22 protein-coding genes are annotated in these 18,688 nt (G+C 73.3%); 12 read left to right on the plus strand and 10 right to left on the minus strand.

Features of this window, described 5'->3' with window-relative positions:
• Positions 1 to 10: 10 nt before the first annotated feature.
• The 5 genes from D7147_RS23515 to D7147_RS23535 all read left to right on the plus strand — a co-directional run bounded on the left by D7147_RS23515 (position 11) and on the right by D7147_RS23535 (position 4,620).
• Positions 11 to 274, plus strand: a complete 264-nt coding sequence (locus D7147_RS23515; protein WP_120681267.1) for a DUF6343 family protein — start codon at positions 11 to 13, stop codon at positions 272 to 274.
• Between the two features lie 12 nt (positions 275 to 286).
• Positions 287 to 1,705 (plus strand): NADP-dependent succinic semialdehyde dehydrogenase, encoded by a 1,419-nt coding sequence (locus D7147_RS23520; RefSeq protein WP_120681269.1) that lies wholly within the window; start codon positions 287 to 289, stop codon positions 1,703 to 1,705.
• A gap of 86 nt (positions 1,706 to 1,791) precedes the next feature.
• Positions 1,792 to 2,754, plus strand: a complete 963-nt coding sequence (locus D7147_RS23525; protein ID WP_120681271.1) for a TIGR03885 family FMN-dependent LLM class oxidoreductase — start codon at positions 1,792 to 1,794, stop codon at positions 2,752 to 2,754.
• A gap of 37 nt (positions 2,755 to 2,791) precedes the next feature.
• Entirely contained in the window at positions 2,792 to 4,366 is a 1,575-nt protein-coding gene (locus D7147_RS23530; RefSeq protein ID WP_120681273.1) for a Na+/H+ antiporter, read from the plus strand.
• Positions 4,363 to 4,620 (plus strand): UBP-type zinc finger domain-containing protein, encoded by a 258-nt coding sequence (locus tag D7147_RS23535; RefSeq protein WP_120681275.1) that lies wholly within the window; start codon positions 4,363 to 4,365, stop codon positions 4,618 to 4,620. The genes D7147_RS23530 and D7147_RS23535 overlap by 4 nt, the downstream gene beginning before the upstream one ends.
• Before the next feature lie 139 nt (positions 4,621 to 4,759).
• Here the strand turns inward: D7147_RS23535 and D7147_RS23540 are convergent, their stop codons facing one another.
• Positions 4,760 to 5,020 (minus strand): hypothetical protein, encoded by a 261-nt coding sequence (locus tag D7147_RS23540; RefSeq protein ID WP_120688016.1) that lies wholly within the window; start codon positions 5,018 to 5,020, stop codon positions 4,760 to 4,762.
• A 260-nt stretch (positions 5,021 to 5,280) separates the two neighbouring features.
• On the opposite strand from D7147_RS23540, the gene D7147_RS23545 reads away from it, so the two are divergent.
• Positions 5,281 to 6,006 carry a PP2C family protein-serine/threonine phosphatase gene (locus D7147_RS23545; protein ID WP_120681279.1) on the plus strand — a complete coding sequence of 242 codons (726 nt, stop codon included), beginning with the start codon at positions 5,281 to 5,283 and terminating at the stop codon, positions 6,004 to 6,006.
• Positions 6,007 to 6,010: 4 nt separating this feature from the next.
• Here D7147_RS23545 and hrpB read toward each other — a convergent pair whose 3' ends face one another.
• On the minus strand, positions 6,011 to 8,569 hold the full coding sequence (hrpB, locus tag D7147_RS23550) for an ATP-dependent helicase HrpB (protein ID WP_120681611.1): 2,559 nt from the start codon (positions 8,567 to 8,569) through the stop codon (positions 6,011 to 6,013).
• Positions 8,570 to 8,725: 156 nt separating this feature from the next.
• Positions 8,726 to 9,550: a SigB/SigF/SigG family RNA polymerase sigma factor gene (locus D7147_RS23555; protein WP_120681281.1), complete on the minus strand. Its 825-nt coding sequence runs from the start codon at positions 9,548 to 9,550 to the stop codon at positions 8,726 to 8,728.
• 379 nt (positions 9,551 to 9,929) lie between these two features.
• Here D7147_RS23555 and D7147_RS23560 point away from each other — a divergent pair, with 379 nt between their 5' ends.
• Positions 9,930 to 10,691, plus strand: a complete 762-nt coding sequence (locus D7147_RS23560; protein WP_199716463.1) for an acetoacetate decarboxylase family protein — start codon at positions 9,930 to 9,932, stop codon at positions 10,689 to 10,691.
• 321 nt (positions 10,692 to 11,012) lie between these two features.
• Positions 11,013 to 11,141 carry a hypothetical protein gene (locus D7147_RS33425; protein ID WP_267900768.1) on the plus strand — a complete coding sequence of 43 codons (129 nt, stop codon included), beginning with the start codon at positions 11,013 to 11,015 and terminating at the stop codon, positions 11,139 to 11,141.
• 95 nt (positions 11,142 to 11,236) lie between these two features.
• On the opposite strand, the gene D7147_RS23565 is transcribed toward D7147_RS33425, so the two are convergent.
• Both D7147_RS23565 and D7147_RS23570 read right to left on the minus strand, forming a co-directional pair.
• Positions 11,237 to 12,223 carry a pirin family protein gene (locus tag D7147_RS23565; RefSeq protein ID WP_120681283.1) on the minus strand — a complete coding sequence of 329 codons (987 nt, stop codon included), beginning with the start codon at positions 12,221 to 12,223 and terminating at the stop codon, positions 11,237 to 11,239.
• A 9-nt stretch (positions 12,224 to 12,232) separates the two neighbouring features.
• Positions 12,233 to 12,715 carry a MarR family winged helix-turn-helix transcriptional regulator gene (locus tag D7147_RS23570; RefSeq protein ID WP_120681285.1) on the minus strand — a complete coding sequence of 161 codons (483 nt, stop codon included), beginning with the start codon at positions 12,713 to 12,715 and terminating at the stop codon, positions 12,233 to 12,235.
• Positions 12,716 to 12,861: 146 nt separating this feature from the next.
• Here D7147_RS23570 and D7147_RS23575 point away from each other — a divergent pair, with 146 nt between their 5' ends.
• Positions 12,862 to 13,422 carry a GNAT family N-acetyltransferase gene (locus D7147_RS23575; protein WP_233563366.1) on the plus strand — a complete coding sequence of 187 codons (561 nt, stop codon included), beginning with the start codon at positions 12,862 to 12,864 and terminating at the stop codon, positions 13,420 to 13,422.
• A 53-nt stretch (positions 13,423 to 13,475) separates the two neighbouring features.
• Positions 13,476 to 14,063, plus strand: a complete 588-nt coding sequence (locus D7147_RS23580) for a DUF1684 domain-containing protein (protein ID WP_120681289.1) — start codon at positions 13,476 to 13,478, stop codon at positions 14,061 to 14,063.
• Between the two features lie 41 nt (positions 14,064 to 14,104).
• Here the strand turns inward: D7147_RS23580 and D7147_RS23585 are convergent, their stop codons facing one another.
• Positions 14,105 to 14,407 (minus strand): flavin reductase, encoded by a 303-nt coding sequence (locus D7147_RS23585; protein WP_147434571.1) that lies wholly within the window; start codon positions 14,405 to 14,407, stop codon positions 14,105 to 14,107.
• Between the two features lie 88 nt (positions 14,408 to 14,495).
• Here D7147_RS23585 and D7147_RS23590 point away from each other — a divergent pair, with 88 nt between their 5' ends.
• A complete protein-coding gene (locus tag D7147_RS23590) occupies positions 14,496 to 14,684 on the plus strand; it encodes a helix-turn-helix transcriptional regulator (RefSeq protein ID WP_199716462.1) in 189 nt (62 codons plus the stop codon).
• Between the two features lie 76 nt (positions 14,685 to 14,760).
• Here the strand turns inward: D7147_RS23590 and D7147_RS23595 are convergent, their stop codons facing one another.
• Positions 14,761 to 15,357, minus strand: coding sequence for a general stress protein (locus D7147_RS23595; RefSeq protein ID WP_120681293.1), 597 nt, complete (start codon positions 15,355 to 15,357; stop codon positions 14,761 to 14,763).
• Positions 15,358 to 15,466: 109 nt separating this feature from the next.
• Here D7147_RS23595 and D7147_RS23600 point away from each other — a divergent pair, with 109 nt between their 5' ends.
• On the plus strand, positions 15,467 to 15,967 hold the full coding sequence (locus D7147_RS23600) for a metallophosphoesterase family protein (RefSeq protein ID WP_120681295.1): 501 nt from the start codon (positions 15,467 to 15,469) through the stop codon (positions 15,965 to 15,967).
• Positions 15,968 to 16,250: 283 nt separating this feature from the next.
• Here D7147_RS23600 and D7147_RS23605 read toward each other — a convergent pair whose 3' ends face one another.
• The 3 genes from D7147_RS23605 to D7147_RS23615 all read right to left on the minus strand — a co-directional run bounded on the left by D7147_RS23605 (position 16,251) and on the right by D7147_RS23615 (position 18,620).
• Complete coding sequence (locus D7147_RS23605) at positions 16,251 to 16,466, minus strand: DUF3072 domain-containing protein (RefSeq protein WP_120681297.1); 216 nt, start codon at positions 16,464 to 16,466, stop codon at positions 16,251 to 16,253.
• A gap of 89 nt (positions 16,467 to 16,555) precedes the next feature.
• Positions 16,556 to 17,848, minus strand: a complete 1,293-nt coding sequence (locus D7147_RS23610) for a cation:proton antiporter (RefSeq protein WP_120681299.1) — start codon at positions 17,846 to 17,848, stop codon at positions 16,556 to 16,558.
• Positions 17,849 to 17,942: 94 nt separating this feature from the next.
• Positions 17,943 to 18,620, minus strand: a complete 678-nt coding sequence (locus D7147_RS23615; RefSeq protein ID WP_120681301.1) for an HAD family hydrolase — start codon at positions 18,618 to 18,620, stop codon at positions 17,943 to 17,945.
• Positions 18,621 to 18,688 lie beyond the last annotated feature (68 nt).

The raw sequence follows: 18,688 nt of genomic DNA on the forward strand, positions 1-18,688 counted from the left end.
GGTCGGGGGAATGACGAGATCGCAGCCCCGGCGCGCCCGTGGCACGGTCGGGCATGCCTACAGCGCCTTGAACCTCCGGCTCGCGCTCGCCGGCTTCGGCCTGGTGATCATGGCCATCTTCGCCGTGCTGGCGTTCCTGGCCGAGATCGTCTGGCTGGGCGTGGTCTGTGTGCTGCTCGCGCTGGTCGCCGTGGTCGACCTGATCATCATCCAGCGCCGCCGCGCCGCCCGCCGACGCGAGGAGCCGGGCGCAAAGCACTCGCTGTTCGAGTGACAGGAGGACGAGATGTCCATAGCCACCACCAACCCCGCCACCGGACAGGTGCTCAAGACGTACGACCCGATGTCGCCCGAGCAGATCGACGCCGCGATCGACCGGGCCGACCTGGCGTTCCGCCAACTGCACGGCACCACCATCGACCAGCGGGCCGGCTGGATGAACGCCGCCGCCGACCTGCTCGACGCCGACCGCGACGAGATCGCCCGCATCATGACCGTCGAGATGGGCAAGACGTACGCGTCGGCGAAGGCCGAGGTGACCAAGTGCGCCACGGCGGCCCGGTTCTACGCGGCCCGCGCCGCCGGGTTCCTGGCCGACGAGCCGGCCGACGCCGCCGCGGTGAACGCCACCCGGGCCTTCATCCGCTACCAGCCGATCGGCCCGGTCCTCGCCGTGATGCCGTGGAACTTCCCGCTCTGGCAGGTGATGCGGTTCGCCGCGCCCGCCCTGATGGCCGGCAACACCGGGCTGCTCAAGCACGCCTCGAACGTGCCGCAGACCGCGCTGCTGCTGGAGGACGTGTTCCGCCGGGCCGGATTCCCCGAGGGCGCGTTCGGCACGCTGCTGGTGGGCTCGGACGCCGTCGAGCAGATCCTCAGCGATCCCCGGGTACGGGCGGCCACCCTGACCGGCAGTGAGGGCGCCGGCCGGTCGATCGCCCAGATCGCCGGGCGGGAGCTGAAGAAGACGGTGCTGGAGCTCGGCGGCAGCGACCCGTTCGTCGTGATGCCCTCGGCGGACCTGGACCGGGCCGCCGAGGTGGCCACCACCGCCCGCTGCCAGAACAACGGTCAGTCCTGCATCGCCGCGAAGCGGTTCATCGTGCACACCGACGTCTTCGACGCCTTCGCGGAGAAGTTCGCCACACACATGTCGGCGCTGCGGGTCGGCGACCCGATGGACGACCGGACCGATGTGGGGCCGCTGGCCAGTGAGCGCGGCCGCGACGAGGTGCACGCCCAGGTCCGGGACGCGATCGACAACGGCGGCACGGTGCTGGTCGGCGGCGAGGTGCCGGAGCAGGACGGCTGGTGGTACCCGCCGACGGTGGTCACCGACCTGAGGCCGGAGATGCGGATGTGGCGTGAGGAGGTGTTCGGGCCGGTGGCGGGCCTGTTCCGGGTGTCGTCGTACGACGAGGCGATCGAGGTGGCCAACGGCACCGCCTTCGGGCTCGGCTCGAACGCCTGGACGCGGGACCCGCAGGAGCAGGCCCGCTTCGCCACCGACCTGGACGCCGGCAACGTCTTCATCAACGGCATGACCACCTCCTACCCGGAGCTGCCCTTCGGCGGCGTGAAGAACTCCGGCTACGGCCGGGAGCTCTCCGCGCTGGGCATGCGGGAGTTCTGCAACACGAAGACCGTCTGGGTGGGCGGCGAGGACGCCGGTCCGGTCGGACCGGCCGGCGCGCACGCCGAGTAGCGGACGCCGACCCGGGCGCGGGTGGCGCGCGCCACGGCGGGTCGTTCAGCTTTAGCCGGAGACCGTCCTGGGTACGGAACGCAGCCATGACGGTGTTCGGCTTCCACGCGTCCCACGAACAGATCCACCCCCGATCGCTGCTGGACGCGGTGGTCCACGCCGAACGGGTCGGCTTCGACGCCGCCATGTGCTCGGACCACTTCTCGCCCTGGAGCGCCCGCCAGGGCCACTCCGGCTTCGCCTGGTCCTGGCTCGGCGCCGCGCTCCAGGCCACCGGGCTGCCGTTCGGCGTGGTGAACGCCCCAGGCCAGCGCTACCACCCGGCGGTCGTCGCGCAGGCGATCGGGACGCTCGCCGCCATGTATCCGGGCCGGTTCTGGGCCGCGCTCGGCACCGGAGAGGCCAGCAACGAGCACATCACCGGCGACGGCTGGCCGCGCAAGTCGGTGCGCGCCGCCCGGCTGCGCGAGTGCGTGGACGTGATCCGGGCGCTGCTCGCCGGGGAGGAGGTCAGCCACGACGGGCTGGTGCGGGTGGACCGGGCGCGGCTCTGGACCCGACCCGAGCAGCCGCCCGCCCTGATCGGGGCGGCGGTGAGCGTACCGACCGCCCGCTGGTGCGCGGGCTGGGCGGACGGGCTGATCACCGTCAACGCGCCCGTCGAGCACCTGCGGCGGATGATCCGCGCCTACCGGGATGCCGGTGGCCGGGGGCCGCTGCACCTGCAGGTGCACCTGAGCTGGGCGCCCGAGCAGGCCGAGGCGGAGGCCATCGCGTACGACCAGTGGCGCAGCAACGTCTTCGCCCCGCCGGTCTGCTGGGACCTGGAGACCGCCGAGCACTTCGACGTGGTCTCGGCCGACGTGCCGATGCGGCGGGTGACCCGCGTGGTCAACGTCTCGGCGGACCTCGGCCGGCACGTCGGCTGGCTGGAGGAGTATCTGACGCTCGGGTTCGACCAGATCGCCCTGCACCACGTCGGGAAGGAGCAGCGCCCCTTCCTGGACACCTTCGGCGCCGAGGTGCTCCCGAAGCTGCGTGCCCGATGATCAGGCGCTCCACGGCGGTTGCCTAGGCTGGCACCCCATGGAGGGACTCTTCGAGGTCGTCGTCTTCCTGGCGACCGCGACGCTCGGTGCCGCGCTGGCCCGCAAGCTCGGCCTGCTGGCGCCGATCGTGCTGGTGGTGGCGGGGCTGGTGCTGTCGTTCGTGCCCGGCTTCCCGCACATCCGGCTCGACCCGGACCTGGTGCTCGTGGGGATCCTCCCACCGCTGCTCTACGTCGCCGCGCTGGAGACGTCCGTGCCGGCCTTCCGGCACAACCTGCGCCCGATCCTGTGGCTCGCCGTCGGGCTCGTGCTCTTCACGGCGGCCGCGATCGGTCTCGTCCTGCACCTGCTGCTGCCGATGGTGCCCTTCGCCGTCTGCCTGGCCCTCGGCGCGGTGCTCGCCCCGCCGGACGCCGTGGCCGCGACGGCGGTGGCCCGGCGCATCGGGCTGCCCCGGCGGGTCGTCACGATCCTGGAGGGGGAGAGCCTGCTCAACGACGCCACCGCGCTGGTGCTGTTCCGGGTCGCCACGCTGGCCGCCGTCGGTTCGGCGGTCGGCGTGACCGAGGTGACCATCGAGGTGCTGCGCTCGGCCGGCGGCGGGGTGCTGATCGGTGCGCTCGGCGCGTTCCTCTTCGGCTTCCTGCACAAGCGGATCAGCGACCCGCTGCTCGACAACGCGCTCTCGCTGATCATCCCGTTCGCGGTGGTCTTCGTCGCCGAGGAGATCCACGCCTCCGGCGTGATGGCGGTCGTGGTCACCGGACTGGCGTTGGGGCACAAGCTGCCGGTGCTGATGTCGGCCGCCTCCCGGCTCCAGGTGGGCGCGGTCTGGCGGCTGGTCCGGTTCCTCCTGGAAGGGCTGGTCTTCCTGCTGGTCGGCCTCCAACTCCCGGACGTGTTGCAGGACCTCGACGAGCCGGTCGGGCGGGTCGTCGGCGTCACGGCGGCGGTGCTCGGCACGCTCTTCCTGGCCCGGTTCGCCTGGCTCTTCCCCGTCACGTACCTGACCCGGCTGGTGCCGAGTGTCCGGCGGGGCACGGCGCGGAAACCGGCTAAGTACCCGCTCGTCATCGGCTGGGCCGGCATGCGGGGCGTGGTGACCCTGGCCGCGGCGCTCGCCCTGCCGCTCACCGTCGCCGGTGGGCGCGAGTACCCGCGGGAGCTGTTCATCTGGCTGGCCTTCGCGGTGATCGTGGCGACCCTGATCGGCCAGGGCGCCACCCTGCCGATGGTGGCCCGCAAGCTCAAGCTGCCGCCGGACGACCCGGTGCAGGACGCGCTCTCCGCCGCCGGCGTGCAGCAGCAGGCCAGCCGGGCGGCCCGGGAACGCCTCGACGAGCTGGCCGACTCGGCGCCCGCCCCGGTGGTCGAGCGGCTGCGTCGTGGGGTAGAGGACCGGACCAACCTGGCCTGGGAGCGGCTGGGCGGCGCCGAGCGGGAGACCCCCTCACAGGCGTACGGGCGGTTGCGGCAGGAGATGATCGACGCCGAACGAGAGGTGTTCCGCGATGCCCGGGACACCGGCCGCATCCCGGAGGAGGTACTGGTGCGCGCCTATCGTGACCTGGATCTGGAGGAATCGTTGCTGCGGCGGGAGGACGACCGGTGAGCTGCGCACACCTGACCGAGGCCGGTACGGCCGAGCCGCGGAACACCGACGAGTGCGGGCCCTGCGTGTCGATCGGCAACACCGACTGGGTGCACCTGCGCTCCTGCCTCAGCTGCGGCGAGGTCGGCTGCTGTGACTCCTCTCCGTACCGGCACGCGAGCGTGCACTTCGAGGAGACCGGGCACCCGGTGATGCGCTCGGTCCAGCCGGGGGAGGCCTGGCGCTGGTGCTACGTGGACGAAGAGATCGGCTGAGGTGTTGCCGATCGGCCGCGCGGACGAGCCGATCCGTCGCGACGACGCCGGTGCCTGGTGCGTCCACCGGTGGGCGGGCACCGTTCAGTGTCCGACCGGCGGGAGCGGGCCAGCACCGGCAAAGAGCCCCTACCCCGGGTCATGGAGTGCCACTGGATTCGCTGCTGACGGCTGCGCTGGTGGCCTGGCTGTCGTCGCCGCCGTACCCCTTGCCTCGAAGGGTGCCTCGGGCCCGGACGTGCTGGTCCCGCCGGCTCTGCCGGATCGCCTGCCGGGCGAGCTGCAGCGCGGCCTCGCGCCCGGCCGGCGTCGGTCGACGCCGTCGGCGGACCACCACCACCACGAAGATCGCGAGAACGAGTGCCACTGCGGTGCCGGCGAGCCACAGATTTCCGTCCACGGCCGTCATGGTATGGGCGGCCCGCACCGGGCCCGCCCACCCCGCCTGGTAGTCCGGTCGGCCGGGGCGCGACCGGGTTCGCGCCGGGTGGCGGTGGCCGGCATGGCTCGGCGGCGCCGCGGTGGCGAGCGCGACGGTGCCGGATGCCTCTCCAGGCGACCTGGCGGCGGCACGACGGAGAGTGAGATTCGCCGCGCCACGCGGAGTCACGGTGGATCTCCTAGAGACAACAGCGCCCCTCGCCTGGCAGGCTGCCACCCATGACCCTGAAGCTGCGTTCCGTGGGAACGAGCGACCGTGGGCTGATCCGCAGCGGGAACCAGGACGCAATGCACTCCGGCACGTGGCTGGTCGCCGTCGCCGACGGCATGGGTGGCATGGCGGCCGGCGACCTGGCCAGCTCGCTCACCATCGGAGCGATAGCGCCGCTGGACGTGGAGACACCGGAGGACGCCCTGGTCGCCGCGTTGCAGAGCGGCATCGAGCAGGCCACCCTCCGGATCCGCCGGGCGGTCGGCGAGGATCCGGAGCGGCAGGGCATGGGTACGACCTTGACCGCGCTGCTCTTCGCCCGGACCGGCAGTTGCCTGGCGCTCGCCCACATCGGCGACTCCCGGGCCTACCTGTTCCGCGAGGGTGTGCTCAAGCAGATCACCCGGGACGACACCTTCGTGCAGATGCTCGTCGACCAGGGTGTGATCACGCCGGACCAGGCGAGCAGTCACCCCCGCCGGGCCGTCGTCACCCAGGCGTTGCAGGGCGATGACGTCTCCCCGACGTACGCCACGATGGTGCCCGCGGCCGGTGACCGCTGGCTGCTCTGCAGCGACGGCCTCTCCAACGTGGTCCGGCCCGACACGCTGGCCGAGGTGCTGGCCGGTCACCCGGACCGCGCCGAGTGCGCGCACAAGCTGATCGACCTGGCGCTGCGGGCCGGCGGCCCGGACAACATCACGGTGGTCGTGGCCGACGTCGTCGAGGAGTGAGCGGTCAGCGCCGCCGGGGGTTGACGCGCCCGGTGGGTACGGCCGTGGTCGGGTCCTCCGGCCAGGGGTGGCGCGGGTAGCGGCCGCGCAGTTCGGCCCGGACCTGCGGGTAGCCCACCCGCCAGAAGGAGGCCAGGTCGGCGGTGACCGCGACCGGGCGCCCGGCGGGCGAGAGCAGGTGCAGCAGGACCGGCACCCGGCCGTCGCCGATGCGGGGCGCCTCCCGCCACCCGAACGTCTCCTGAAGCTTCACCGGCAGCACGGGCGCCGCCGGGTCGGCGTAGTCGACCCGGATCCGTGAGCCGCTGGGCACCGCGATCCGCTCCGGCGCCACCTCGTCCAGCCGGGCGGCCTGGGCCCAGGGCAGCAGCCGGCGCAGCGCGGCGACCACGTCCACCCGGGCCAGGTCGGCGCGGCGCCGGGCGGTGGCCAGCTCCGGCGCGAGCCAGTCGGGTGCGGCGGCGAGGAGCGCGTCGTCGGCGACGTCGGGCCAGTCGTCGCCGAGCGCATGCCGGCAGAACGCCAGCCGCTGCCGCAGCGCGTCGGCGGCCGGGGTCCACTCCAGCAGCCCGAGGCCGGTGCGCCGCAGGCCGGTCAGCAGCGCCGCGCCGACCGCGGCCGGGTCGGGGCGGCTGAGCGGGCGTTCGAGCAGTTCGATAGCGCCGAGCCGGACCACCTCCCGGGCCACCACGTCCGTGCCGGACCAGCCCACCTCCTGCTCGGTGCGCAGCTGCGACCCGGCCACCTCCCGGGCGGTGGTCTCGTCGAGCGCGGCCGCGAGGCGGATCCGGGCGGTCGGCGCGCCGGGGGAGCGGTCGGCGACCGCCACCGCGAGCCACTCGGCGCCGGCCAGGCCCGAGCCGGGAGCCAGCTCCGCGGCGGTGCCGCCGCTCATCAGGTACGAGGAGCCGCCCGGCCGCCGGAGCCGGGCCAGCCGCTCGGGGTGGGCCAGCCCGACCAGCAGCCCGGCGGCGAGATCGTCGGAGAGGCGGTGCCGGGCGCCGGCGCTCCTCTCCTCTTCGCTGGACTCCGCGCTGAGGAGGGTGCGCAGGCGGCGTGCCTCGGCACGCCAGCGGGCGGTGGCGGCCGCGTCGGTGCCGGCGCGCAGCCGACGCCAGACCGCGGCGAGGTCGTCGGCGGGGCCGGCCACGGTCTCCTCGGCGAGCAGGGCGACCACCTCGGCGGCCCGGTCGGCGCCGACCCGGCCCGCGCCGTCGAGCAGGGCGCGGGCCAGTCGCGGGTGCGCGCCGACGGCAGCGATGGCGCGGCCCCGTCCGGTGATCCGCCCGGTGGCATCGATCGCGCCGAGGGTGGCGAGCGTGTCCCGGGCGACCGTCATCGCCGCCGCCGGGGGCGGATCGGGCAGGGCCAGGCCGGTGCCGTCCGGCTGCCCCCAGGCCGCCAGGTCGAGGGCGAAGCCGGTGAGGTCCGCCGTCTCGATCTCCGGCGCCGGTTGGGAGGGCAGCCGCGCGTGGGTCGCCTCGGACCAGCAGCGGTAGACGTGCCCGGGCGCCTCTCGGCCGGCGCGACCGGCCCGCTGGGTGGCGGCGGCCCGGGAGACCGGCACGGTGACGAGCGCGCCGAGGCCGCGGGCCAGGTCCAGCCGGGCCACCCGGGCGAGCCCGGCGTCCACCACCATCCGTACGCCGGGCACGGTGAGGCTGCTCTCGGCCACCGCGGTGGCCAGCACCACGCGGCGGCGGGCGCTCGCGGCGTCGCCGGGCCGGGTCGATCGTGGGCGAAGTGCGGCGTCCTGCTCCCCGGCGCGTTGCCTGCCGTGCAGCGGGAGCAGGTCGACGGTGTCCCGCAGGTCGGCCAGTCGCCCGGCGACGGACGCGATCTCGCCGGCCCCGGGGAGGAAGGCCAGCACGTCGCCGTCGTGCTCGCGCAGCGCTCGGCGGATGGTTGCCGCCACGTGGTCGAGCAGCGCCCGGTCGACCCTGCCGGCCCCCGGGGCGGGCAGCGGGCGGGGCGGCGGCGCCCAGATCCGGGTCACCGGGTGCAGCGCCGCGTCGGCCCGGACGATCGGGGCCGGGTCGTCGGAGCCGCCGAGCAGGCCGGCGAAGCGGTCGGCCTCCGGGGTGGCGGACATGGCCAGCAGCCACAGGTCGGGGCGCAGGGCGCTGCGGGCCTCCACCGCGAAGGCGAGCGCGAGGTCGGCGTCGAGCTGGCGTTCGTGAACCTCGTCGAGCAGCACCGCCGCGGTGCCGGGCAGGTCGGGGTCGCGCAGCAGGCGACGCAGCAGCAGGCCGGTGGTGACCACCTCGACCCGGGTCCGTGCCCCGACCCGCCGGTCGCCGCGGACCGCGTACCCGATCCGGTCGCCGACCCGTTCGCCGAGCAGGTCCGCCATCCGCCGGGCAGCGGCGCGGGCGGCGACCCGACGGGGCTGGGCGACCACCACCCGGCCGTCGACCCGGTCGGCGACGGCCAGCGGCGCGAGCGTGGTCTTGCCGGTGCCGGGCGGGGCCACCAGGACTCCGACGCCGGTGCTGCGCAGGGCCGCGACGACCGCCGGCAGCACGGCGCGTACCGGCAGGTCGAGGCGTACGTCGGAGAGCACGGCCCAGTCTCGCACCGGCGGCGTCGACGGCCCGCCACGGTACCTGTCGGACCGGGACGGGCCGGGGCGTCCAGCGGCGGACACACCGATGGCCGGGTCCGTCGGACCCGGCCATCGGTGCCATCACCCCCTGGTGGATGTCATCGAACCGCGCGGCTAGTAGGTGCCGTCGAGCTGTCCGCGCAGCTTGGTCAGCGCCCGTGCCAGCAGTCGGGAGACGTGCATCTGCGAGACGCCGATCTGCTCGGCGATCTGCGACTGGGTCAGGTTGCCGTAGAACCGCAGGGTGAGGATCTTCTGTTCGCGCTCGTCGAGGGTGGCGAGGGCGGGGCCCAGGGCGACCCGCAGTTCGGCCAGCTCGAACTCGCCGTCCTCGCCGCCGAGCATGTCGCCCAGCTCGGTGGCGCGGTCGCCGTCACCGGTCGGCGTGGAGAGCGAGACCGCGTTGTAGGCGCGGGCACCCTCCAGGCCCTCGAGGACCTCCTCCTCAGTGATCTTGAGGTGGGCGGCGATGTCGGCGACCGTCGGCGAGCGGCCGAGGGTCTGCAGCAGGGAGCTGTTGGCGTCGGAGATGGCCAGTCGCAGCTCCTGCAGGCGCCGCGGGACCCGGATGTCCCAGGTCCGGTCGCGGAAGTGCCGCTTTAGCTCCCCGATGATGGTGGGGATGGCGTAGCCGGCGAAGTCGACCCCGCGCGACGGGTCGAACTTGTCGATCGCCTTGATCAGGCCGACGGCGGCGGTCTGCGCCAGGTCGTCGGTGGGCTCGCCCCGCCCGCTGTAGCGGTGGGCGAGGTGATTGGCGAGCGGCAGCCAGGCCTCGATGGCTCGGTCCCGCAGGGCGGGACGCGACGGGTGGTTGGCGGGCAGCGCGGCCATCGCGTTGAGCAGGTCGGTGGCGCTGTCGGAGAGTGCCCGCGGGTCGAGCTTGGCCGCCGTGGTCGACGTGCTCGTCGTTTCCTCTTTGATCGCTGGCGCGGTCATGGGTGGTCCTCCCTGCACCTCGTCCGCGGATGAAGGCGTGACGCTTCGTCTTAGCTTTGATTGGGCTGTTCGGTAGCCACCCTAACCCGATGGTGCCGCGAAAATCTAGCCGAACGGACGATGTACTTAAAGGTCAAAGCCTGTGAAAAAGGTTCTAATCCGGCGTCTGTCGAGCCGATGTGAGGGTGATTACCGGCCGTCACCCGGGTCGACGCAGGGAGCTGGACGTCCGGTTTGCCTGGCCCGTACGACAGAACGGAGTCGGCCGAGCGGTCAACATGAAACCCGACACCAGGGAGTTACTGTCGCCATTCCGTCGTTGTCCACCGCGCCCGACCAGCCGTAACGTGCACCTCGTACCCACCGCGATGGAGGCGCCGTGCTCGACCCTGCCGCTCCCCAGCTCGTCGTGAACAGTCGCTTCCTTCACGTGAGCTGGCTTCCGGCGGACCCGGACGCGGTCTCCGCGCTGGTGCCGACGGGGCTGCGGCCGCACCCGGAGCCACGCGTCTTTCTCGGCCAGTGCGTGGTCGACGACGCGAGCCAGACCTCGGGCCTCGGTGCCTACGACCTGACCTACCTGGGCGTGTCACTGGACGGCGTCGACACTCCCTTGGGTACCACCCCGTGCGGTTGGTGGACCCACTACGTCACCTCCAGCGAACGAGTGCTCGGCTACGTCCGCATGCGAGGCTTCCCCGCATACCCCGGGCGTACCACCCTCGAGGTGCGAGCCGACACCCTCGTCGCCGAGACCGAACTGGACGGCGTCCCGGTGATCCGGACCCGGTGCCGGGTGGGGGAGACCGGGCATGTGATCGACAGTGGGCAGAGCCGCTACTTCACCCGGCGGGACGGACAGCTGCTCAGCTCGGTCTACCCGTACCTGATCGAGCCGGTGTCGCCCTTCGAGATCGAGTCGGTGGAATTCCTGGCGCCGGAGCATCCGGTCTACGCGCTCCGACCGGCCAACCCGCTGACCATCGTCGCCGGCTTCTACTCGCCCCGGGCCTCCTTCGCCTACCCGGGCAGCCTGACCGTCCATCCCGGGGACGCCGGCGCGGGCGACTGGGCCGAGGTCCCGCCCGCCGCCGTCCGTCGGTCGAGCACCCGGGTCGTGAACCGCCCGGGCCGCCGGTAACACCGCGCCCGCCGACCCCCTCCGCCGTCCGGTCGACCCACCGTCCACCGGACGGCGGTCGTCATCGACGGGCGTCCGCGCCCGCCGCGATCCCTGGTCGAACCGCTCGTGGATTGTCGCCCCGGCCAGGTTTCAGCCGGGCCAGACGGGTAACCGTGACGTGCGGGTCGGCGCGTTCGGCTGCGGTGCGGAACCCGGCACCACACCTGAGGAGTCGATCCCGACCTCACGGCAGGACCCCCGCCGTGGGCCCTACGCCGGCCGGTACGCAGCTGCCGGGACCGGCCGTTCTGATCGGCGAGACTCCCAGGAGGCCAGACCATGCCCCGCGAGACGACGAACACCATGACCGAGCGCCGCGAGCCGGCGGTGGAGGGCGAACGGAGCGCGCTGGTAGCGCTGCTGGTCATGGTGCTTCTCGGCCTCGCCGGCATCTTCGCCGTCTCCTGACGCGTGCCACCGGCGTGACCCACAAGTCGTGCCACCGGCGTGACCCGTGACCTCGCATACGGCGGGGCGGCCGGCCCCGCCGTACGCGACGCGGTTCAGGGGCGCTCGCCCTCGCCGCCGGTGTGCGGCAGCCGCTCGGCGGGGATGACGCCGAGCCGGCCGGCCTGGTAGTCCTCGAACGCCTGGACCAGCTCGTCCCGGGTGTTCATGACGAACGGGCCGTAGTGCGCGACGGGCTCCCGGATCGGCTGGCCGCCCATCAGGTAGAGGTCCAGCGCCGGGGTGTGCGCGTCCTGCTTGGCGTCGGCGGTGAACCGCAGCGCCTCACCCGGGCCGTGCACCGCGAGCTGCCCGATCTCCAGCGGCCGCCGGTCGGTGCCGACCGTGCCGCGCCCGCTGAGCACGTACGCCAGGGCGTTGAACCCGGACTGCCAGGGGATGTCCACCTGCGCTCCCGGCTGGATGGTTACGTGCGCGATGGTGATCGGGGTGAAGGTGGAGCCCGGCCCGCGGTGACCGGCGAGCTCGCCGGCGATCACCCGGATCAGCGCCCCGCCGTCGGCCGTGGTGAGCAGCGCCGACTCCCGGCCCCGGATGTCCTGGTAGCGGGGGGCGTTCATCTTGGCCGCGCGCGGCAGGTTGACCCAGAGCTGGGTGCCGTGGAACAGGCCGCCGCTGACCACCAGGTGCTCCGGCGGGGCCTCGATGTGCAGCAGGCCGCTGCCGGCGGTCATCCACTGGGTGTCGCCGTTGGTGATGGTGCCGCCGCCGCCGTTCGAGTCCTGGTGGTCCATGATCCCGTCGATCATGTAGGTGACCGTCTCGAATCCGCGGTGCGGGTGCCAGGGGGTGCCCTTCGGCTCGCCCGGGGCGTAGTCGACCTCACCCATCTGGTCGAGGTGGATGAACGGGTCGAGCTCGTTCAGCGGCACGCCGGCGAAGGCCCGTCGCACCGGGAAGCCCTCCCCCTCGTAGCCGCTGGGGGCGGTGGTCAGCCGGCGGACCGGCCGGAAGGTGGTGGACTCGTCCAGCTTCGGCAGGCGGGGCAGGACGAGTACGTCGTCGACGGTGATCGCGGGCATCTGGGGCTCCTAGTTCGTGGCGTGGTCGGTCGAGCCGTCCCGGGCCGCCCGCAGGCGGTCACCGAGGCGCTCGAAGATCCGGGTGAGGCAGGCGACCTCGTCGTCGTCGAGGTCGTCCATGAGGTGGGTACGCACCGAGACCAGGTGGTGGGGTGCGGCCTCCCGCAGGGTGAGCAGCCCGGTGGCGGTGAGCACCGCCTGGCTGCCGCGACGGTCCTCCGGGCAGGGCTCCCGGCTGACCAGCCCCCGGCGCTGCATGGACGAGATCTGGTAGGTCAGCCGGCTGGCGGAGAAGACCAGCCGGCCGGCCAGCTCGCCCATCCGCAGCCGCTGGCCGGGCGCCTCGGAGAGCAGCACCAGCACGTGGTAGTCGGCGAAGCTCAGGTCGCTGTCGGTGCGCAGGTCCTCTTCGATCTGCGTGAACAGTCGCTGGCTGGCCTCGATGTACGCCCGCCAGGCGGCGAGTCGGCTGCTGTCCAGGCCCTCGGTCACGCTAGTCACTCTAGCACTACTTAAAAATTAAACAATCTTGTTGTCTGCTGGATCACCCCATGGCAGAGGGCAGGCGTCAGCGGGGTGGTGCAGGTTTTAACGAAACCGCGCGGCCGGGTGCCGTGGAGGCGTGACAGACTCTTCACGTGGATCAGCGGATGACCGTCCCCGGCCTGGTGCTTCGCCCCTGGCTCGAGGCCGACGCGCCGGCCGTCGAGGCGGCGCTGCGCGATCCGGACATCGCCCGGTGGAACCCGCAGGGCGGGCCGGTGGACGAGGAGTCGACCCGCAGGTGGCTGCGCCGCCGCGCGGACTGGTCGGCCGGCGACCACGTCTCGTTGGCGGTCGCCGACGACGTCGACGGGAGCCTGCTCGGCTCGGTGTCGCTGCACGACATCCACGCCGCGGACGCCGAGATCGGCTACTGGGTCGTACCGGCGGCGCGCGGTCGCGGTGTCGCCTCCCGCGCCGTCGAACTGCTCACCCGCTGGGGCTTCGAACAGCTGGCCCTGCACCGCATCCAGCTCTGCCACGCCACCGCAAACCCGGCCTCCTGCCGCGTCGCCGAACGCGCCGGCTACCGCGTCGAGGGCACGCTGCGGGAGTCCTACCAGTACGGCGACGGCCGCCGGCACGACGAACACATGCACGGCCGCCTCGCCACCGACCGGTGGCCGGCCGGCGCAACGGGGGAGTGGCCCGGCTGACCGGTGTCGGTCGGTCCGCTCGACGCGCCGCCCGCGCGGACTAGGCTCGTCGGGTGAACGACCTCGAACTGCTCGACTGGCGGGAACGGATCGCCCAGCTCTACCTCTCCGACCTCGACCTGGCCGAATTCCGCGCGGAACGTGACCGGCTCTTCGCCGACCACCCGCAGACCCCGATCCCGCCGGAGGACCGCGCCGCCTTCACCGGGCTGCGATACCACCCACCGAACCCCGCCGCGGTCGTGGAGGCGCCGCTGCGGCCCGCCGAGGGGGAGACCGAGATCGACACCGGCGGGCCGGACGGGGTGATCCGCTACCGGCGGGTCGCCGTCGCCGAGACGCCGTGGGGCCCGCTCACGCTCTGGTGGATCATGGCGTACGGAGGCGGTCTCTTCGTGCCCGTACGCGACGCCACCTGCGGCCGGGAGAGCTACGGCGGTGGTCGCTACCTGACCGACACGGTCAAGGGCACCTTCGGGCGGGGTCTGACCCTCCTGCCCGGCGACCGGGTCCGGCTCGACGCCAACTACCTCTACAACCCGTCCTGCGCCTACGACGACCGCTGGGCCTGCCCGCTCGCCCCACAGGAGAACCGGGTCGACGTGGCGCTGACCGCCGGCGAGCTGGCGTACCACGGCTGACCTGGCGGTCTGGGGTCTCGCTCTCGCGTCAGCCCGGCCCGCTAGCTGAGGGGTAGCTCTCGCTTGCGCTGAATCCACGTGATGAACCGTTCGTACAGGGCGTTCCCGTCCGGCGGGCCGCCCGAGTCGAGCCGTCCGAGATCCTCCAGGGCGGTGGCCATTTGCTGGCCCATGTAGACCGCGAGCCCCGCGAGATTGCGCCGGTACTCGACGGCCAGCAACAACCGGGCGGACGGGCACGGCCAGTCCAGATCCGGGCACACCCGGCAGCGCCACGACGGGCGCCGCGGCAGGTGCGGCCGGTGAGGGTCGAGTCGCGCCGGGTGGCGTTGCGGTTGTTCCATCCCTCCATGGTGTCGCTGAGCGTTGTCAGCGTCAATAGTCTGCGTAGTTGTCGCCGTCGTGATGCCTGGCTGCTGCCATCGTCAACGTATGGACCTGGTGGGCGTGTCCGAGATTCGGGAGATGCTGGGGAACGTGTCCCGGCAGCGCGCATCCGTGATCGCCAATCAGCGAAACTTCCCGGAGCCGGTCGCCGTGCTCGCCATGGGCAAGGTGTGGCGAAAGTCCGACGTCGAGGCGTGGATCCGCCAGTACCGGTCGGACCTGGCCGGCGGGTAGCCCGCTGCCCTTAACCGGACCCGCCGGTCCCGCCGCCTCGACCTGCTTCGCGCGGCGGGATCCGACATAGCCGCGATCAGCGGGTCTCGGGCGTGGGTGCTGGCGCGGACGTGCCGAGGTTCAGCCGGCCGAGCAGCTGCCGGGCCTGGTCGGCCAGGGTCGCGTCGACGATGACCGCGTACTGGCCGGCGCGCAGCGAACTCGCCGAGGTGAAGTCCCGTTGCCCGCCGGTCATCGCGTGCGCCACCGCGCCGAAGATCGCCCCCCAGATCGCGCCGACCACGAGCCCGACCACGATCACGCCGAGCCAGTTGCCGACCGTGAAGATGCCGAAGAGCAGGCCGATGAAGAGCCCGAACCAGGCGCCGGTGCCCGCGCCGATCAGGGCCGCGCGTCCCGTGTCCATCCGGCCGAGAACCGTCTCCACCAGGGTGAGGTTCGTGCCGACGATGGCCGTGTGCTCCACCGGGAACCGGTTGTCCGCCAGGTAGTCCACCACCCGTTGGGCGGTCGAGTAGTCCGGATACGAGCCGATCGTCACGGTCGGCGGCCCGGTCTCCGGGCCGTGCCCGTCGCCGGGCGGCGTCGTCCGACCCGCCAGGCCGGACGGGAGCAGGCCACCGCCCGGCATGGCGGATCGCCAGCCGGCGTTCGGTCCCGAAGCACTGGTCATGAGTCCCTCCCTCGTAGGACCCACCATTTCCCGCCCCCGCCGCCCGGTAACGCCGCGCGCCGGCCGGTGACGCCAGGCGCCGCCGGTCCCGGTCGACGAGAATGGGCGGGTGCGCCTGGTCATCACCGCGGACACCCACGTGCCGAAGCGGGCGCGGGACCTGCCCGTGCCGCTCTGGACGGCGATCGAAAAGGCCGACGTGGTGCTGCACGCGGGCGACTGGATCGACGAATCGCTGCTGGACGCGGTGCAGGCCCGGTCCCGCCGCCTGATCGGCGTGTACGGCAACAACGACGGGCCGGCGCTGCGAGCCCGGCTGCCCGAGATCGCCCGGGTGGAGCTCGACGGGCTGCGGGTCGCCGTCGTGCACGAGACGGGACCGCGGGCCCGCCGGGAGGAGCGCTGCGCCGCCCGCTTCCCGGACACCGACCTGCTGGTCTTCGGGCACTCCCACATCCCCTGGGACACCGTCGCCCCGGGCGGGCTGCGGCTGCTCAACCCCGGCTCGCCGACCGACCGGCGGACTCAGCCGTACGCCACCTACCTCTCCGCCCGGGTCGCGGCGGGGCGGCTCGACCGGGTCGAGCTGCACCGGCTCCCGCCCCGCTGAGCGGCCCCACCCCGCCCCGGCCAGGTGCCGACCTGCCGGGTGCCGACCGAAGTGCGGCGCGGGCCGGTGTGCGGCGCGGCGAGGCACTGCCTGGCCGTCGCGCGGCCGATACCTCACAGGCATATCTATGCCTCTGCGGTATCGGGCTCACCACGATGGTTGCGGCCGCCGGTGCGGGTCACGCCACGAACGGCCGATCCGTCGGCGCGGGTCGCGCACGTACGGCCGGTCCGCCGATCGGGCCCCGAGGCCGCCTTGGCTCGACCCGGCGGCCTCGCCGGCGTCACTGGCCTCGGCCGGTCTCCTCCTGGAGCTCGTCGATTTGCTTGGAGGCCTCCGCCTTGGTGAGCCCCTCGGGGACCTCCGCGTCCGCCTCCCGGGCGAGCGTGGCCAGGTAGGACTCCTGCGCCGCCGTGGGCGGCTCCGCCCCGGTGACCCACTCGTCGGGGTCCTTGATCGCGCCCTGCGGGTTGACCTCGGCGCTGCTGCGGTCCGTCATGATTCCACCTTCCCTCGAACAGGTGTGCCAATACCCCGGCTGCCGCCGGTTCATGCCCCCGGCCGAGCGCCGGTCGCAGCCGCTCCGACTCAAGCCGGGGCGGCGCTCGCCGTGGGTTCGGCCGTGCGCTCCGACTCCGGGTCGCGGCTCCGTTCGTCGGCGCGGTCCAGCAGCTGCATGATCGGGGTCGCGGCGATGCCGTGCACCAGCACCGAGACGATCACCACGAGCCCGACGGTGGCCCAGACCAGGTCGGCCTGCGGGAAGTCCGCCTTCGTGGTCGCGTACGCCAGGTAGTAGAACGAGCCGACGCCGCGGATGCCGAAGGACGCGATCACCCAGTGCTCGGCCGGCCGTCCGGGCGCCCCGCGCAGCGAGAGCCAGCCGAACAGCGGCCGGAACACGAAGACCAGGGCGAGGCCGACCGCGGCGGCCGGAACGGTGAGCGGGGCGAGCAGCCCGCCCACCACCGCGCCGCCGAAGAGCAGCAGCAACAGGACGGTCAGCAGCCGCTCGATCTGTTCGGCGAAGTCGTGCAGCACGGCGTGGTACTCGTGGGTCCGTTCGGCGGCCCGGATCGCCCGGGCGGCCACGAAGACCGCCAGGAAACCGTAGCCACCGGCCACCTCCACCAGCCCGTACGCCAGGAACGTGGCGGCCAGCGCGAGGAAGCCCTCGGCGTGCCGGGCCAACCGCAGCTGCCTCGGGGCGCGGAAGAAGAGCTTGCCCAGCAGCCAGCCGACGAGCAGCCCGCCGCCGACCCCGATGCCGACCTTCCACAGCACGTCGACGGTGAGCCACCGGGCCAGCCAGTCCCCGGGCGCGAGGCTGGTGCCCGCGATGGCGATCGCCGCGTACACGAACGGGAAGGCGAGCCCGTCGTTCAGGCCGGCCTCCGAGGTGAGGGCGAACCGCACCTCGTCCTCCGAGTCCTCCGCGTCGGTCGGCTCGCCCACCTGGACGTCCGAGGCGAGAACCGGGTCGGTGGGCGCGAGCGCGCTGCCCAGCAGCAACGCGGCCGCCGGCACCAGCCCCGCCCACCACCATCCGAGCAGGGCCACCGCCACGATGCAGAGGGGCATCGCGACGGCCAGCAGCCGCCAGGTGGAGGACCACCGCGACCAGCTCAACGGGCGGTCGATCTTCAACCCGGCGCCCATCAGGGCGACGATCACCCCGACCTCGGTGAGGTGCGTGGCCAGTTCGGGACGGGCCAGCGGGTCCGGCACCGGCAGACCGATGGGCAGCACGAACACCGCCATGCCGAGCCCGAGGAACGCGATCGGCATGGAGAGCGGCCGGCGTTCCAGCAACCGGGGGAGGACACCGGCGAGCAGGGCACCGAGACCCACCACCGCGAACGCCACGTCCACCGGTTCCACCGCACCACCTCCGAGCGCGCCCGCGAGGTGCGGGCAGGCGGTGACAGACCTTGCCCCGCCGGCGCTCCGGCTATGCCTCAGCCCCGAGCGACGCTCATGTCGAGCGGGTCAGCGGTGAGTCGTCGAGCGTCGCCAGGAGCGCGGCCGGATCGTCGTAGACCGCCACCGCGCCGGCCCCGGCCAGCTCACCCCGGCTGGTTCCGCCGCAGGTCAGCCCGACGCAGGGGATGTCCAGCTTGCCGGCGGCGGCGACGTCCCACACCGAGTCGCCGACGAAGACCACCCGCTCGGCGGGCAGACCGGACTGGTCCAACGCGGCGACCAGGATGTCCGGCGCCGGCTTGCTCTGCGCCGCGTCCGCCGACGAGGTGACCGCCGCGATCACGTCGTCCGCGTCCAACGCCCGGCGCAGGGCGGTGACCTCGTGCTCGGCGGCCGACGTGGCGAGCACCACCCGCAACCCGCGTTCGGCGCACGCCCGCAGCAGGTCCGCCGCCCCGGGAAGCGGCGTGAGGCGCTCCCAGTACTCGGCGTAGAGGGTGTCGTGCGCGTCGCGCAGCCGCCCGTCGGCGTCGCGGTCGCGCTCCGGGCCGAGCAGGTGGTCGAGCAGCTTGTCGGAGCCCATCCCGATCGCCCGGTGCACGGTGGCCATCGGGACCGGCTGGTCGGTCTGGCGCAGCGCCTCCCACCAGCTCACCGTGTGCAGGTAGGTGGTGTCGACCAGGGTGCCGTCGACGTCGAAGAGAACGCCGCTGGGATTGTCGGTAGGCATGGCGGACCTCCTACCCGCCGCGGCCGGGGCCGACGCGCAGCGGGGCTCGGTTCACTCGGCGGGGCTCG

The organism is Micromonospora musae (assembly GCF_003626545.1).
GTDB classification, from domain to species: Bacteria; Actinomycetota; Actinomycetes; order Mycobacteriales; family Micromonosporaceae; genus Micromonospora; species Micromonospora musae.

Excerpts from the sequence above, each read along its gene's own strand:
- D7147_RS23515 (WP_120681267.1), top strand. The coding sequence starts at position 11 with ATGACGAGATCGCAGCCCCGGCGCGCCCGTGGCACGGTCGGGCATGCC.
- D7147_RS23520 (WP_120681269.1), top strand. The coding sequence starts at position 287 with ATGTCCATAGCCACCACCAACCCCGCCACCGGACAGGTGCTCAAGACG.
- D7147_RS23525 (WP_120681271.1), top strand. The coding sequence starts at position 1,792 with ATGACGGTGTTCGGCTTCCACGCGTCCCACGAACAGATCCACCCCCGA.
- D7147_RS23530 (WP_120681273.1), top strand. The coding sequence starts at position 2,792 with ATGGAGGGACTCTTCGAGGTCGTCGTCTTCCTGGCGACCGCGACGCTC.
- D7147_RS23545 (WP_120681279.1), top strand. The coding sequence starts at position 5,281 with ATGACCCTGAAGCTGCGTTCCGTGGGAACGAGCGACCGTGGGCTGATC.
- D7147_RS23555 (WP_120681281.1), bottom strand. The coding sequence starts at position 9,550 with ATGACCGCGCCAGCGATCAAAGAGGAAACGACGAGCACGTCGACCACG.
- D7147_RS33425 (WP_267900768.1), top strand. The coding sequence starts at position 11,013 with ATGCCCCGCGAGACGACGAACACCATGACCGAGCGCCGCGAGCCGGCG.
- D7147_RS23565 (WP_120681283.1), bottom strand. The coding sequence starts at position 12,223 with ATGCCCGCGATCACCGTCGACGACGTACTCGTCCTGCCCCGCCTGCCG.
- D7147_RS23585 (WP_147434571.1), bottom strand. The coding sequence starts at position 14,407 with ATGGAACAACCGCAACGCCACCCGGCGCGACTCGACCCTCACCGGCCG.
- D7147_RS23590 (WP_199716462.1), top strand. The coding sequence starts at position 14,496 with ATGGACCTGGTGGGCGTGTCCGAGATTCGGGAGATGCTGGGGAACGTG.
- D7147_RS23595 (WP_120681293.1), bottom strand. The coding sequence starts at position 15,357 with ATGACCAGTGCTTCGGGACCGAACGCCGGCTGGCGATCCGCCATGCCG.
- D7147_RS23605 (WP_120681297.1), bottom strand. The coding sequence starts at position 16,466 with ATGACGGACCGCAGCAGCGCCGAGGTCAACCCGCAGGGCGCGATCAAG.
- D7147_RS23615 (WP_120681301.1), bottom strand. The coding sequence starts at position 18,620 with ATGCCTACCGACAATCCCAGCGGCGTTCTCTTCGACGTCGACGGCACC.